General features: G+C 55.5%; 11 protein-coding genes. 9 read left to right on the forward strand and 2 right to left on the reverse strand.

All coding sequences use genetic code 11. The features are described 5' to 3' along the window. The 9 genes from R6U41_RS12590 to R6U41_RS12630 form a co-directional block, all read left to right on the forward strand. Positions 1-300 (forward strand): dTMP kinase (locus R6U41_RS12590; RefSeq protein ID WP_410270188.1); only part of this gene is annotated, 300 nt, incomplete at its 5' end. Positions 301-341: 41 nt separating this feature from the next. Continuing rightward, complete coding sequence (gene cysS, locus R6U41_RS12595) at positions 342-2,642, forward strand: cysteine--tRNA ligase (protein ID WP_410270189.1); 2,301 nt, start codon at positions 342-344, stop codon at positions 2,640-2,642. Beyond that, positions 2,639-3,475: a hypothetical protein gene (locus R6U41_RS12600; protein ID WP_410270190.1), complete on the forward strand. Its 837-nt coding sequence runs from the start codon at positions 2,639-2,641 to the stop codon at positions 3,473-3,475. Before cysS ends, R6U41_RS12600 begins: the two co-directional genes overlap by 4 nt. 136 nt (positions 3,476-3,611) lie before the next feature. After that, positions 3,612-3,800 (forward strand): ferredoxin, encoded by a 189-nt coding sequence (locus R6U41_RS12605; protein WP_410270191.1) that lies wholly within the window; start codon positions 3,612-3,614, stop codon positions 3,798-3,800. A gap of 140 nt (positions 3,801-3,940) precedes the next feature. Next, complete coding sequence (locus tag R6U41_RS12610) at positions 3,941-4,564, forward strand: hypothetical protein (protein ID WP_410270192.1); 624 nt, start codon at positions 3,941-3,943, stop codon at positions 4,562-4,564. 76 nt (positions 4,565-4,640) lie between these two features. After that, positions 4,641-5,186 carry a methylated-DNA--[protein]-cysteine S-methyltransferase gene (locus tag R6U41_RS12615; protein WP_410270193.1) on the forward strand — a complete coding sequence of 182 codons (546 nt, stop codon included), beginning with the start codon at positions 4,641-4,643 and terminating at the stop codon, positions 5,184-5,186. Between the two features lie 19 nt (positions 5,187-5,205). Continuing rightward, the gene (locus tag R6U41_RS12620) at positions 5,206-5,538 is read left to right on the forward strand and encodes a hypothetical protein (RefSeq protein ID WP_410270194.1); all 333 of its coding nucleotides are present in this window, start codon (positions 5,206-5,208) and stop codon (positions 5,536-5,538) included. A 50-nt stretch (positions 5,539-5,588) separates the two neighbouring features. Continuing rightward, complete coding sequence (locus R6U41_RS12625) at positions 5,589-7,235, forward strand: ribonuclease J (RefSeq protein ID WP_410270195.1); 1,647 nt, start codon at positions 5,589-5,591, stop codon at positions 7,233-7,235. A 3-nt stretch (positions 7,236-7,238) separates the two neighbouring features. Beyond that, entirely contained in the window at positions 7,239-9,593 is a 2,355-nt protein-coding gene (locus tag R6U41_RS12630; RefSeq protein WP_410270196.1) for a DNA translocase FtsK, read from the forward strand. 8 nt (positions 9,594-9,601) lie between these two features. Here the strand turns inward: R6U41_RS12630 and R6U41_RS12635 are convergent, their stop codons facing one another. Both R6U41_RS12635 and R6U41_RS12640 read right to left on the reverse strand, forming a co-directional pair. After that, the gene (locus R6U41_RS12635; protein WP_410270197.1) at positions 9,602-12,553 is read right to left on the reverse strand and encodes a hypothetical protein; all 2,952 of its coding nucleotides are present in this window, start codon (positions 12,551-12,553) and stop codon (positions 9,602-9,604) included. Between the two features lie 24 nt (positions 12,554-12,577). Next, positions 12,578-15,241, reverse strand: coding sequence for a UPF0182 family protein (locus tag R6U41_RS12640; RefSeq protein WP_410270198.1), 2,664 nt, complete (start codon positions 15,239-15,241; stop codon positions 12,578-12,580). Between the last annotated feature and the right edge of the window lie 38 nt (positions 15,242-15,279).

The following is a 15,279-nucleotide window of genomic DNA, read 5'->3' on the forward strand; positions in this document are numbered from 1 at the left end:
TCGCTCGCCAGGTCCAGCTACCCCTGGCGGACTTTTTCGTGGAACCGTCTGGTTTCCATCTCAAACCGGGTTTCCTGCGCATGGCGGCAGATTCAATCCGGTGACCGCCATGCGCAGGAAACCCGGTTTGAGATGGAAACCATCCGGTTCCACGAAAAAGTCCGCCAGGGGTATCTGGACCTGGCGCGCGAAAATCCCGAACGCATCCGGGTGGTCGCAGCAGACGCGGCCCGGGAACAGGTGCGGGCGGCAATCATTGAACAACTTGCGCTCCGGCTTGCAGCCGATTTTCAGCCATGATTTGCCCACAGCCGGCAAGCGTGCCATAAGGACCCAAGCACATGCATTATTCCATACTCGATGCCATCGGCAATACACCCATGGTGGAGATCCGGCGGTTAAACCCCAATCCCGCCGTCCGGATTTTTGCCAAGCTCGAATACGTCAATCCCGGCGGCTCCATCAAGGACCGGCCGGCCCTGGCCATGATCGAGGCCGGGGAACAGTCCGGGGAACTCACCCCGGAAAAGACCGTTATTGAAGCCACCAGCGGCAACACCGGCATCGGCCTGGCCATGATCTGTGCGGTAAAGGGCTATCGACTCATGCTGGCCATGTCCGATGCCGTGTCCCTTGAGCGCCGCAAAATTTTAGAGGCCCGGGGCGCAGAGATCTTTCTTACTCCCGGGCACCTGGGCACGGACGGGGCCATTGAGGAGGTCTATCGCCTGGTCCGCGAAGACCCGGACCGTTATTTCATGACCGACCAGTACAACAACCCTGCCAACTGGCAGGCCCATTACCAGGGCACCGCAGAAGAAATCATTGAGCAGACCGGCGGGAAAATATCGGCGTTTGTGGCCACCATGGGCACCACCGGAACAGTGATGGGATGCGCGCGCAGGTTCCGGGCGTATGATCCGGACATCAGGATCATCGGGGTGGAGCCCTACCTGGGCCACAAGCTCCAGGGCCTGAAAAATCTCAAGGAAGCCTATCGTCCGGAAATTTTTGAAAAAAAATGGCTGGATGAAAAGATCAACATTGATGATGAGGAAGCCTTTGAAATGACCCGGCGCCTGGCCCGGGAGGAAGGCCTGTTTGTGGGCATGAGCAGCGGGGCGGCCATGGTGATTGCCGCCCGTCAGGCCGCAGAGATGACAGAAGGCACCATTGTGGCCATTTTTGCCGACAGCGGGGAGCGCTATCTGAGCACACCCCTGTTTTTGGTCAAGAAGAAGGCGGAAATTCACCTGTTCAACACCTTGACCCGGTCCAAGATGCCCTTTGACCCCATCCAAAAGGGCCGGGTGTCCATGTACACCTGCGGGCCCACGGCCAACAAGCTTATTCACCTGGGCGAGTGCCGCAGGTTCGTGTTTTCGGATCTGCTCTACAGGTATCTGCGCTACCGGGATCTGGATGTCAACCACGTGATGAACATCACGGACATGGATGACAAGACCATCCAGGGATCGGAAAGTGCAGGACAATCCCTTGCCGAATACACCCGCTATTATATCGACCGTTTCATGGCCGACCTGGAGGCCTTGAATATCGTGCCGGCCGATCATTTCCCCAGGGCAAGTGAGCATGTGGAGGACATGGTCCGGGTTGCCACCGGACTCTATGACAAGGGCTTTGCCTATGAAAAGCTCCGATCCCTTTATTTCAGCATTGGCGCTTTTTCCGAGTACGGGCAGCTTTCGGGTATTGACATTGACAAAATCAAGCTCGGGGCCACGGTGGATTTGGACGAATACGAGAAAAACAACCCCAGGGATTTCACTTTGCTCAAGCGGGCGCGGCTGTCCGAGCTCAAGCGCGGCATTTACGTCAAAACCCAGTGGGGCAACGTGCGCCCCTCCTGGCATATTCAGTGCGCGGCCATTTCCATGAAGCACTTGGGCAAAACCTATGACATTCACACCAGCACTCGGGAGCTGGTGTTTCCGCATCATGAAAATGAACGGGCCATTGCCAAAGCCCTGACCGGAAAGCCGCTTGCCCGCTACTGGGTTCACTGCGAGCAGGTGCACGCCGGGCAGACCGACAACCGGGAGCAGAAACAGGGGCTTCCCACCCTTGAAGATCTCCGGGACATGGGATACACGCCCCGGGAGGTCCGCTTCTGGCTGATCACCGGCCATTACCGAAAGCCCCTGGAATATGCGCCGAAACGCCTGGACCAGGCCAAAAACGCCATCCGGCGCGTTGACGCATGTATAGAAGGTCTGCAGCAGGTTGACCAGGCCGGAAACGATGTGGCATCCTCAGAGGAAATCGATCAGATCGCCTATGACATCCGGCAGGGATTGATCAATGCCATGGACGATGATTTGAACATGCCCCGGGCCATGGCGGCGATCTTTCGGAAAATCCGGCGGATCAACGCCCTGGTTTCCGAAAAACGGCTTACCCGGGAGCAGGCAGACAAGTTTTTATCCACGTTTGAAGACATCGACCGGGTGCTGGGTTTTTTTGATTTTACCCCGAAAAGCCTCTCCCCTGAGATCGAGGCCCTGATCCGGGAAAGAAATCAGGCCCGGGAGCAAAAGGATTTTGCCCGGGCAGATGAAATCCGGCGGCAGCTTCAGCAAGCCGGGATTGAAATCAAGGATTCAAAAATCGGTGACTCATGAATAAGATAACAACTGCATTTTTCCCGTTTACTTTTATTTCAGAAAGATGGGCGGCCAAGACCTGCGCCTGCTTCGGCCCGCCGGTGGTCTATCAGCCTGCTGACAGCGTAGCCCCGCCTTTCATGGAAGATCTTGACCGGCAGGGACGCATCATTTTGCGGCGGCCGGTGCACGGAGACGACCAAAATCTCATGGATCTGGCGCGGCAGTACCAGAACTGGGGGCAGATGCACCAGAAACACGCCGCAGCAATGAAGTCTTTTGCGGAAGCCGGGTTTTACAACCAGGAATTTGCCCAGGAAATCAGCACGGAAATTTTAAAGGGAGGCAAGGACGAGCCTGCAGCGCCGGATCCGGTATTTATTGCCCGGCTGTTTTTGTTAATGGCCCAGGAATTTGACCGTCAGGCAGCGGAACTCGAAAATGACCTGGCTGCAACCGATCATACGGCACAACAGATGTTTGCCCGCATCCGGGGGCAGGGCAGTGATTCCGGACCGGCTGCCGGGTTTTCAGGCGACAGGGACGCCTCCGGCGGCTCTGCGGCGCCAGAAGACCCCGGGGGATATATGCCCGATGCCCGGATCCGCGCCTGGCTCCGCCTGGCCGAGCGGGATCCGGATTGCCCGAAAATCTGGATTACATCCAGTCCGGCGGTGGTTGCCGCAGTTGATGAACATTTTGAAACCCTGGCAATCCCGGACCGGCTGCCGGAAAACGTACAAGCCGGCTTGCCGGATCAGGCGGCAGGGGATTTCCATCCGGAGATGTCTTTTTATCAAATGCGCGATTCCGGCCGGATTATCGGGCTACTGGGTTCTGCAGAGGCATAACACAAAAAATCGAATCATGGCCCTTGACTCGATTATTTATTTGGTATAATGAGGAAAATCTTGCAGCGCAAACGCCGAAACCAAAGGCCCCATGATATATCATTATAATTTGAGACAATGAGAAAGGAGATCTGAAATGGCTTTTAATCCGATCGTTGACCCGGAGAAATGCGAAGGGTGTGAAGAGTGCGTGGAAGTATGCCCGGTGGAAGTCTTTGAAATCCAGGACGGCAAGTCCGTTCCTGTCAACGCCGAGGAATGCCTGGGATGCGAAAGCTGCATCGAGGTTTGCGAGCCCGGCGCCATCACCGTGGAAGAAACCTAAAATATTGTACAACCATTGATTTTGCCCCGGCCATGACACCATGGCCGGGGTTTTCCGAACCGGACATAAGTCCGGTACCGCCTTTTTGACGATCTTGCAGTTTTTCCTGCGCAAACCCTCATTGCAACCGCGAGATCCCATTGTATCCAGATTTTTTCCCACCGCCGGAAATAGCGCTCTATTATCAGGACCTGGCCTGCGCCGCGCTTCCGAATGCAGGACAGCAAACCCGTCTGGCCGCAGCCAGCCAGGTGCCCCCGTCTTTTTGCCTTAACGGAAAATCCATTGCCATAGCTGTTGGGAGCCGGCGCATTGACCGGCTGGACATCCTGGTGGTGGACCAAATCGGCAAGGAAATATCGGGTATTGGCATGGATTCCAATATCACGGGCCGGCACCGCGACATTGCCGGTGATTTCTCCGCACCGCCTTGTCCGGGGCGGATTTTTGTGTGCGATCTCACGCAGGACAGCGACGGCAACGCCAACGGCATCGGCCTGGCAGACGTGACCACCGCACGGCTGGTAAAACGCATGGACCGGGAAAAAACCGCAGTAAACGCGGTGACTGCCATATCACCGGAAAAGCCGCCATTCCCGTATATTTTGATACGGATTGGCAATGCATCCAGGTGTGCATGCATACCGCAGGCATCAAAAATGGATCAGATGCCCGGATTGTGCGAATACGGGACACGGCCTCCCTGCAATACATGGAAATATCTCGGTCCCTGCAGCCGGACGCGGAAGAGAAGAGCGGGCTGAAACAGGTTTCTTCCTGGCGGCCGTGGGATTCTGATGCCAGCGGAAACCTTTTAGATTTTTACCCGGAGAACTGAAAATGCCGTTTTTTAGCGTTCATACCTGGATGGGAACATTGCTCGTGGCCGCGCAAACCCATCCCTTCGGCCTGAAAAGGGTTTTTTTGCCACGACAGCTGCAGGAAGCAAGGTCATCCGGTTTATCCGAAAACATTGACACCTCTGTTCCGGATTTCGACTTTCAGCAATGCCCTCAGGCCATGGCTGTGACAAAGATGATCCATGACTATTTTGAATTCTGCCGGCCCATTGCCACCCCATGGCAGTGGCTCAGCCCGGAGCGGCTGACGCCTTTGCAGCAGCAGGTGCTGCGCCTCACGGCTGAAATTCCCTGTGGACAGGTCCGTTCCTACCGTGATATTGCCGTGAAATTGGGAAAACCCGGTGCCGCCCGGTTTGTGGGCAACACCCTGGCAGCCAACCCGTGGCCCCTGCTGATTGCCTGTCACCGGGTGGTGCGCAGCAATGGGGAAACAGGCGGATTTGGCGGCGGATCGCTGATGAAAAAGAAACTGCTGGCCCATGAATCCGGAAGCAAAGATCCGGTGCTTGCGCATTCATATTGAATATGATAACGATGCCAAAATGAAACAATACGTTATTGACCAACTTCGGGAACAGGACACAGAGGCGCTGGAAAACCATTTAAGAAGGCAATGCGGACCGCCGGCACTCGACCGGGTGTACTGGGTTGCCCTGGATCCGGAATACTTTACCCCGGTGCAGGCCGCCCACGAGGACTGCCATCCCCTTTTTTTCGCCCTGCAGGTCAAACCCGGCGCTTTTGCGGGCGAGTTTCTGGTGCGCACGCACCAGCGGGTACGGTGCGACTGCATGGATTACGCCACCAAAGCACAGCGAAACTGGTTGATCGATCTGATGGACAACATTGTCCGGCAACTCGGTATCCCTGTTTAACCTCCACGGATCAGTAAATCTTTACTGACCTGCAATGGATCTGCTTGATTATGCTGAAAATCATCCCCCTTGGCGGACTCGGAGAAATCGGCCTGAATATGATGGCCCTGGAATGCAAAGGCGCCATCGTGGTCATTGACGCGGGCCTGATGTTTCCGGAAGACTACATGCTGGGGGTCGATTATGTGATCCCGGACATGGGATATCTGCTTCAGAACAAATATCGGGTCCGGGCCATTGTCCTGACCCATGCCCATGAGGACCATATCGGGGCCATGCCGTATCTGCTCCGGGAAATCCAGGCGCCGGTCTATGGCACGGCCTTTACCCTGGGCATGGTCCGCCACAAGATAGAAGAGCACGGCTTGCTGGCCTCAGCCAGCCTCCACGAAATCGAACCCGGAAAAAATCTTTGCATTGAGCCTTTTTCCTTTTCATTTATCCGGGTCCTCCACAGCGTGCTCGACGGGGTGGGAATGGCCATTGACACACCATACGGACTGATCGTGCACACCGGGGATTTCAAAATTTCCGATTCGACCATTGCCGGACTGGAAACCGATATGGATTCCTTTGCCAGGTGCGGGGAAAAGGGGGTTTTGGCGCTTTTGTCCGATTCCACGAACGTTGAAAGGGAAGGGCGGACCCCTTCAGATGTGCGGGTGCAAAAAAGCCTGGAAAACATTGTTGTCAACAGCCCGGGCCGGGTGATTGTTGCCCTGTTTGCCTCCAATGTGTCGCGCATCCAGCAGATCATCAATATCATCAAGACCGGCCGGCGAAAGATTTTGTTCAACGGCAGAAGCATTGAGCTCAGTGTCCGGATTGCCCGGGATCTGAACCTGCTCCATGTCCCGGAGGGCATGGAGATTTTTCTTGAGGATATCGACGCCTACCCCGAAGAAGAGGTGATGATTCTCACCACCGGAAGCCAGGGCGAGCCCATGTCGGCCCTGGCGCGCATGTCCACCGGCATTCACAAACAGATCAAGGTCAAACCCGGCGACACGGTGGTGCTGTCTTCCAAGTTCATCCCTGGAAATGAAAAAGCCATTGCCAAGATCATCAACAACCTTTTCCGCAGAGGCGCCAATGTGATCTATGAAAAGATCTCCGACATTCACGTGTCCGGCCACGCCTTTCGCGACGAGCTCAAAATGATGATCGAAACCGTGCGTCCCAGATATTTCATTCCCATCCACGGTGAATACCGGCACCTGTACCACCATGCCCAGCTGGCCGCAGAATGCGGCATCGCCCGGGATCATGTGCTGCTGGCCGAAGACGGCGACGTGGTTGTGTTTGAAGAAGACGGCGCCCGGATCAGCGAGCGGATCCCGACAAGCCGGGTGCTGGTGGACGGCAAGGGCATCGGCGATGTGGGGCGCCTGGTGTTAAAGGAGCGGCGGCTGCTTTCCGAAGAGGGAATGGTGGCGGTGACCATGGCCATTGACGAGGATACCGGGTTTGTGATTTACGGCCCGGAAATTGTTTCCAAGGGGTTTGTGTTTGAAACCGAAACCGGCCACATTATTGAGGACGCCAAGTGCGTGGTACTCGAAATCGTTGACGACGCAGTGGATCTTCCCCATCCGGCCGATGTCATTCGCCGCCGCCTGCCCGGGGCCCTCCGGGAGTACTTCAGTTTTACCATCAAGCGCCGGCCGGTAATACTGCCGTTTATCCTGGAGCTTTGATCCATGAAGCGGCTTTTTCAGGCAAACCCGGGATACCGGACCCTGCAGAAGGAAATTCTGGGAATCCTGTGCTTTTTTCTCGTGATTTTTTCCCTTGTGAGCCTGATGTCCTATCATCCGGCCGATCCCTGCTTTAACCATGCTGCGGGCTGGCGGCAGGTGCACAATTTTTTCGGCGTGGCAGGGGCTTATGCTGCCGGCCTGATGCTGGATCTTTTCGGCGTGGGTGCTTTCTGGATTCCGGTTTTTCTGCTCATGGCCTCGCTTCGTTTCTACACCCATGACTCCGCCCTGTCTCCCTGGCTTATGGCATCCGGGGCAATTTTGCTCATCGTGGGCACCGGCGCGGTTTCTTCCCTGTTTAAAGACAGCTACCTGATTTTCCAGACGCCGTATCCGGCCGGAGGCATTCTTGGCTATCCAATGATGGCCGTGTTTGAAAAATACGCCAACCGTTCCGGGGCCATGCTGATTTTCGCAGTCATGCTGGCCATCGGCTTTATCATGGCAACCGGTATTTCCCTGGTGGCGGTTTCCAGAAATGCACTGCGCCTGGCTGTCCTTCTGGCAGGCTGGATCCGGATTCAAATTCTGAAATTGCTTTCCGGCGTTGCGGGCTTATGCAAGGCCGTTGTCAACCGTCCGGACAAGGCGGATCAGAAAAAAAAGCCGGCTGCTGCTGCACGGGCGTACAAGCCCGAAAAAGCCAGCCAACCGCAACAAATTCCTGCACCGGTGGCTTCAGCTGCGCCAAAACCGGAAGAAATGCCGGAAACCGGCAAAACCGGTGCAAAGATACCTGCTCCGGAAAAGACACCCGGCAAATCCGGGGATATTAAAATCCAGCCCCCGGCGCCGCCGACCCTGGCACCCCAGCCCGCCTTCCGCCAGCAGGAGTTTGAATCCATGCAGATCCAGCAGGAAGGGTTTCAATTGCCGCCCCTGGATTTTCTCGAAGATGCGGAAAAAATCAAAGATGGGGTGGACCATGAGCATTTGCGGCAGCAGTCCGCCCTGCTGGAGCAGAAACTCCAGGATTTCGGGGTCCAGGGCAATGTTACCGAAGTGCTGCCCGGACCCGTGATCACCCGGTATGAATTCGCTCCTGCGCCCGGGGTGAAAATCAATAAGATTGTCAATCTTTCCGATGATCTGGCCCTTGCATTGAAGGCCCTGAGCGTGCGCATTGTGGCCCCGATTCCCGGAAAAGCGGTTATCGGCATAGAAATTCCCAACAAGAAAAGGGAACTGGTGGGGTTTAAAGATATCATCGCCTCTTCAGTATACAAAAAATCCACCTCCAGGTTGACCATTGCCCTGGGCAAGGACATCGTGGGCTATCCGGTTGTGGCCGATCTCGAAGGCATGCCGCACCTTTTGATTGCCGGAGCCACGGGAACGGGCAAAAGTGTTGCCTTAAACACCATGATTGCGAGCATTCTGTTTAAGGCCACCCCGGAGGAGGTTAAATTGATCATGATCGATCCCAAGCGCATTGAGCTGTCGAATTACGACGGTATCCCCCATTTGATCGCCCCTGTGGTCACAGATATGAAAAAGGCCACCAATTCGCTTTTCTGGGCAGTGCGGGAAATGGAGCGCCGCTATAAGCTGCTGTCTGAAAAAAAGGTCCGCAATATCAAGCAGTACAATGCCCGGATTGAAAAGGAAAAACCCGAAGAGGGCCAGCCGCCGCCCTTGAAACTGCCCTATATCGTTGTCATCGTTGATGAACTGGCCGACCTGATGATGGTTTCCTCCCGGGACGTGGAGGTCAGCCTCACCCGGCTGGCCCAAATGGCCCGGGCTGCAGGTATTCATTTGATTCTGGCCACCCAGCGGCCCTCGGTGGACGTGCTCACCGGTTTGATCAAGGCCAATTTCCCAACCCGCCTGTCTTTTCAGGTGTCCTCCAAGATCGATTCGCGCACCATCATCGACATCAACGGGGCGGAAAGCCTTCTTGGAAACGGGGACATGCTTTTTCTGCCCCCGGGTACGGCCAAGCTTCAGCGCATTCACGGAGCCTATGTGTCAGAAGACGAGGTAACCCGTGTGATTGAATTCCTGAAATCCCAGAAGGCACCGGAGTATGATCACGAGGTCATTGCGGCCCCTGAGGCCGACAAGCAGGAAAACGGGGAACAGGATTATGATGAGCGCTACGACGAGGCCGTGGCCCTTGTGACAAAGACCGGTCAGGCCTCGATTTCCATGGTGCAGCGGCATTTGCGTATCGGCTATAACAGGGCGGCGCGAATGATCGAGGTCATGGAAAAAGAAGGCGTTGTGGGACCCTCCGACGGAGTCAAGCCCCGGGAGGTGCTGGTGCGAAAGGATTATGATCACATGCCCTGAGCCGGCGATTATTGATCGGCTGAAGGCGGAGACAATTTTTCCATCAAAGACCACATGCGCTCAATGGGTGTGGCCAGCGGGCTGGCCAGGCTCTGGACTTCATAGTCCCCGATGGTCCCCCGGACCCTTGCCTGGAAAACCAGGCGACGGAACCAGTCAATGGTGTAGTGCTTGACCCAGTTGAGCACCGGAATTTTGTTTAAAATCCCGTTGGTTTTGGTGGTGGTGACCAGAAGGTCCATGTTTTGGTCTTTAAATGCCTTGTTGTTTTTCAGATCCACAAACCCGGCTACATGCATGGGCATGGTGCCGCCCAGAAGCAGCAAATCCTCTATATCCAGCCGGCCGCCGCTGATGCGAAAGGTGCCGTAGGCATCGGTGATGGGGCTTTGTGCGGGCAGCTGCAGGTCCAGAACCCTGAACACCGAGGCCAGGACCGGGAATTGATACAATCGGCCCCGGTCAATCTTAATTTCGCCTGTACCTTCCATGGCTTCAGGTTCAAATCCGGTTCCCCGGAGGTCAATCTCACCCCGGAGGCTGCCGGCAGGTGCATGGCGTCCGGTCACCCCGAATGCGCCCACAAGGGTTTCCACGTCTATGTGGGCCGGCATGATCCGGGCCTGCCATTGCCTCGGGCCCGGCAGCACAGCCACGTCTGCAAACGAAATGGAGCCGCCGTATGCACTGACTTTCATTTCCGGGATGTCCAGGCGTTTCCGGTTTCCGGAAAACGTTGCAGACAGCCGGTCTGATTCAAACCGGCCCACGGTCACCCGGCTGAGTTCGGCAAAGCCTTCAAATTCAAACCCCTCTGTGTTGAGCCGGGAGATATCAGCCCGGATGCTGCCGCCGGCACTGCCGGAAACCGATGATTTTTCCGCCTCCAGGTGATGGATCACAGCCGTGATTCTGGCTGACGACGGGATTTTGTTTTTTTTGTCAAATACAAGGTCCGCCTGCAGTTCGCATTGTCCGGTCAGATCAAATTCCTTTAAAACCCGGGCATACCGGCCGGGAAGGGCGTTGCGCAATGTCTGATTGACGGCAATGGTTTTGGATTCCAGCCGGAGATGGGACGTGTCTTTTCCGTTTAAGGGAATAAACCCGTTTGCTTCAAATCCGGCATTGAAAAGGTTTCCCCGGAAATCACCCAGGCGGAGCCGGTCGCCGGCCAGGGCCAGATGCCCGTACCAGCTGTCTGCCACCCTGCCATGATCCGGATGCGTCATTGACAGATCCCGGATATCCACGCTGGCCTCTATCCCCTTGAGTCTGTCAGAAGGATTTGAGCCATTGGATCGCCATTTCCTGGCCTGGAGTTCAAGATCATATCTTCCGTCAACAGACCAGGGTCCGGTTTCAATGTCGAGCCAATCCAGAATTTCAGATTTAATGGGCAGATGCCGGCCAAACAGGGTGAAATCCGCGCAAACCGGCTGCTTTACGTAAAGCAGGGCATTTCCTTCCAGGTTTTTTCCGTGAAGGCGGGCGCTGAGATCATCCAGTCGGACGGTCTTTTCTCCGGTCCGCCACCGGATTGTGGACGCGGGCGCATGGAGCAAAAAGGGCAGATGCGGCAGCCGGGCGGTTTGGGCGTAAACGCCGAGATCCAGCTTCATCTCCGGGCCGGCGAACAAGATTTTTCCGTTCACCCCGGGATTTTGCAAATTGAGCTTTTGCACGACTTTTCGGATGGATTCGGGCAAAAGCCGGTCAATCTGTTTATCCGGCCGGATGTGATCCATGTCAATTTCCATAAACGGATTATGGATTCCGGCCCTGCTGTCCCAACCCAGGCTGCCCGAAGCCCGGATTCGGCCCCCGGAGGTGCGCCCCCGGCTTTGTCGGATGTGTATCCGGCCGGGAAAGGCCAGGTCAACATCTGCTTCAATGGCATCCACGCGGGTGTTTAACCCGGGCAGAAATACAGCGCCGGACTCCACGGTCAGCCCGGCATCCCAATCAAAACCCGATCTCGGGTTCCAGCGGCCATGGACCCGGGCGTGGAGCTCTCCATCCATGATCCGGGGGCGGATTTTTTCCGGCATGTTTTTGAACATGTCCAGCCGGTCCAGCAAAGCCAGCTCAACTTCCCGGAAATCCGCATTGATCCAGGCCCGGTGCGGGTCTTTGTTGTCAAAATCAATGCCGGCCGATGAGATCCGGAAACTGCTGTTTCCGGTTTCAAACCGGCCGCGGCTGAAAATCAGGCTTTGGGATGCCTGGTCGTATTGGGCGGTGATTTTGCCGGTAATGCTCTGGTCAAGGGGCAGCTGACCGAGCTGCGGAAATTTTTCCAATAACCGGCCTGCCGGGATGCTGGAGAGGGGATGGCCGGATACGGACAACTGCGCCGAAGCACGTATTTGTCCGGGGTCCACATTGATATGTGCCCTGATGTGGTTTTCCTGGCCGTCAAAAGAGCCCAGGGTGTCTATCTCCATCTGGCCGCTTCCCAGCCGGCGGGCGGTCAGGTCGCTGATGTGTAAACCCCGGGGGAAATCCGGATGACTGATGCTGATATCTCCACGAATTATGCGGATGTCCGGGAAGCGCTGCTTTTGCTCAATTTTTTTCCGAAGGGCGGACAGCACCGGCAGCGCGGCAGGTGTTGCCGATGCCTCCAGGTTACGGATCCGGATGCCCGTGACCTGATATTGCCCTGCAATAAGCTCAGTAAGGCCATGGCTGACAGACAGGTCTCTTATTTCCAGGTGAAAATCCCTGGACTGATTCAGATTTTCCGGCAAAGAAATGACCACGCGGTCGGCCCGGGCGCCGGTGAGAAAAGAAAACCGCATGTTGTCCAGTACAACCCGGGCATCAATTAAGCTGCTGATCTGTTTTTCCAGCCGGGGGGCCAGGATTTTACCCAGGATATACTCCGATGCCTGAAATGCGGCAATTGCACAGAATAACACCAAAACAGCAATCAAAGACTTGCGTGGCCGTGGCATATCCCTTATCCGGTCTGTGAGCGGTTAACGGGTTTCATCTGCCGGATCTGCTTTTTGAGGTCCGTTGGCGGGCGCATCCGATGATGATAGCCCCGGGGGGCTTTTCTGGGTGGGATGTCCCGAACTGAGCATGCGGTCCCGTATCTGGTCAAAGGCCTTTTCCAGGGATACGTCCATGGCCACCACATCTCCCTGGGTGACAAGAAGACGCTGGAGCTGGGGAATTTTCAGGTCTGAGGTTGCGCTGAGATAAACCGGCTGGATATAGAAGACCACGTCTGCAATGGGCAAAATAATCATCCGCCCCCGCTTGACCTCAGAGCCGACCTGGTCCCACAGGGTGAACTGCTCGGAGATTTCCGTGTTTTGGTCGATTAAGGCGCTGATTTGGGACGGGCCGTAGACCTGTTCGCCCTTGGGGAAGCTGTAGACATAGAACTTTCCGTATCTGTCGCCGTCACAGCCGGCAACGACCATGGCCCGGAGGTTGGGCCGGTTATTGGGGGTCATGGGGGATATGAGCATGAATTCGTGCTTGTCTTTTTCAATCAGGTCCAGGGTCAGGTAGTAGGCCTGCATGGACTGGGAACCGATCTCCCGGATTTCCTCGGGCCGCTGGTGGGCAAATTCCCAGAGATCTTCTTCCTGGTAAAAGGTTTTGGGGTTGGTCTGATGGTATTTGGTATAGATTTCCATCTGGATTTCAAAAATATTCTTGGGATAGCGGATATGGGCGCGCAGATTTTCAGGCATTTCTTCCAGGGGTTTGAGCAGGCCCGGATACATTCGGTCATAGGCCTGCACCACGGGGTCTTCGGCATCTGCCATGTAATAGTCAATGGTGCCGTTGTAGGCATCCATGACAATTTTGACTGAATTGCGGATATAATTGTGCTCCTTGTCAAAGGGCTCGGAATTGGGATACCGCGCCGAGCGGGTATAGGCGTCCAGAAACCAGAACAAACCGTCCTCGGTGGCCACAAGATAGGGATCATCATCGAGCCTGAAATACGGGGTCAGGTGGTTGACGGCTTCCCGGATATTGCGGCGAAACAGGATCTTGCTGTCTTTTCCGGTCTTTGAAGTAAAAAAAATGTTGCGGTCCTTGAAGTAAATGGAAAGCAGCAGCTTGCGAAACATGGAATTAACCTCAACGCCGGTGTTGCCGGCGTAATCGGTTCCGGCAAAGGAATTACCTTCCGGGTAATCGATTTCACCGCCGTCATTGGGGGCAATCGCGTACTCCAGGGATTCCTGACCAAAGTAAATGCCGGGCTCCGGGATCTCCAGGTCAAATTCGGATTCCGGCGGGATTCCGCGGATCAGCCATTTCATGAAGTGCTCGCCGCTCTGGGCCGCGGGGGTCATGACCATGCCGTAGCCGTGAGTGTATTGCAGATGCCGGTTGATCCAGTTTTTGCCGGATCCGGGAAGTTTTTCCAATTTTAATTCCCGGGCCGCCAGATTGACCTGCTGAACCCGGCCGTCAATTTCATACCGATCCACGTCCACGCCCGTGAAATTGTAATAGGGCCGGATGCTCTGGAGCTGTTCATAAACGTCTTCCAGCAGGTAGCGATCCCATACCGGGATGTTTTCAATGTTGGTGCGGATGGCTTCGGTGGTCTGCCCCCAGGGAATACGGTCGACTTCGAGTTGACGGGTGGTGACATCAGAAAGCCCGTAGGCAGCCAGGGTGGCTTCAATGCTGTTTTCAATGTAAGGGGTCTGCCGGGACAGTTCATTGGGCAAAACAATGTATTTTTCCACCATCCCCTGCAAAAAAGAGGTGTTTCCGAGAGCAAACACCCCGGCAAACAGCGCTGCCAGGCCGATGACTGGAAACAGGCCTTTGCGGAAATTCAGATACCAGAGCAACCCTGCAGCCGCGGCAGCCCAGCAGATCACCGCTGCCCAGATCAGGGGCAGGGTGATGTTCATTTCCGTAAACCCGGGCCCGTAAAACAAAGGCATGTGCTCGGTTGTAAAAACCAGCCCGTAGCGTTTGAGAAAAAATCCCCAGGCAACCAGAACAGCAAGGATCAGCGCCAGAATATTGAGATGAATCCTGGCCCCCCTTGCCAGGGGGTGATCGGTTTTTGCCAGCATCCGGCGTTCGATGATATAGAGCAGAAGGGAGGCTGCGGCCACAATGGCCACTGCGATCAACAACCGCTGTTCCAGCAGCATATGGATGGGATAGGAAAACAGGTAAAAACTCACGTCAATACCAAAGGCCGGGTCTTTTGTCCCGGCATTGGGGCCAAACAGGAAAAACAGCAGTTCCTCCCATTTTTCAAACACGGGCAGGGCCACGAATATGGAAAGCACCAGGGAAAGGGGGGTATAGACCTTCATGGATCCGGTGCGAAACATCCGGGCCATGTCATGGTAGCGCCGGGTGCGGGTTTTATCCTTTTTTTCTGCTTCGCCAGGCGATGTGCCAAGAAACCGGGAGGCCGCCCAGAAGTTGAGAAAAAACACCAGAAAGAAAAACAGGGTCACCCCGCCGAATACCAGGTACCGGTAAGAAACCCGCTGGAAAAAATACCACCCGTAGCCCAGGGAATCAAACCACCAATAATCCACCAGGAAATCCAGGTACAGAAAATAAAAGCCCACATAGGCAACAGCAAGAATGACGAGCACTGCCAGCAGACCCAGCAGCCAGGGTTTGGGTTTTTGCATTTATGTTCTCCTGCCCTGTTTTTTTTACGGGCGAATAA

Origin of the sequence: Desulfosalsimonas sp., from assembly GCF_046483245.1 — a bacterium.
Lineage (GTDB): Bacteria > Desulfobacterota > Desulfobacteria > Desulfobacterales > Desulfosalsimonadaceae > Desulfosalsimonas.

Excerpts from the sequence above, each read along its gene's own strand:
- cysS (WP_410270189.1), top strand. The coding sequence starts at position 342 with ATGCATTATTCCATACTCGATGCCATCGGCAATACACCCATGGTGGAG.
- R6U41_RS12600 (WP_410270190.1), top strand. The coding sequence starts at position 2,639 with ATGAATAAGATAACAACTGCATTTTTCCCGTTTACTTTTATTTCAGAA.
- R6U41_RS12605 (WP_410270191.1), top strand. The coding sequence starts at position 3,612 with ATGGCTTTTAATCCGATCGTTGACCCGGAGAAATGCGAAGGGTGTGAA.
- R6U41_RS12615 (WP_410270193.1), top strand. The coding sequence starts at position 4,641 with ATGCCGTTTTTTAGCGTTCATACCTGGATGGGAACATTGCTCGTGGCC.
- R6U41_RS12620 (WP_410270194.1), top strand. The coding sequence starts at position 5,206 with ATGAAACAATACGTTATTGACCAACTTCGGGAACAGGACACAGAGGCG.
- R6U41_RS12625 (WP_410270195.1), top strand. The coding sequence starts at position 5,589 with ATGCTGAAAATCATCCCCCTTGGCGGACTCGGAGAAATCGGCCTGAAT.
- R6U41_RS12630 (WP_410270196.1), top strand. The coding sequence starts at position 7,239 with ATGAAGCGGCTTTTTCAGGCAAACCCGGGATACCGGACCCTGCAGAAG.
- R6U41_RS12635 (WP_410270197.1), bottom strand. The coding sequence starts at position 12,553 with ATGCCACGGCCACGCAAGTCTTTGATTGCTGTTTTGGTGTTATTCTGT.
- R6U41_RS12640 (WP_410270198.1), bottom strand. The coding sequence starts at position 15,241 with ATGCAAAAACCCAAACCCTGGCTGCTGGGTCTGCTGGCAGTGCTCGTC.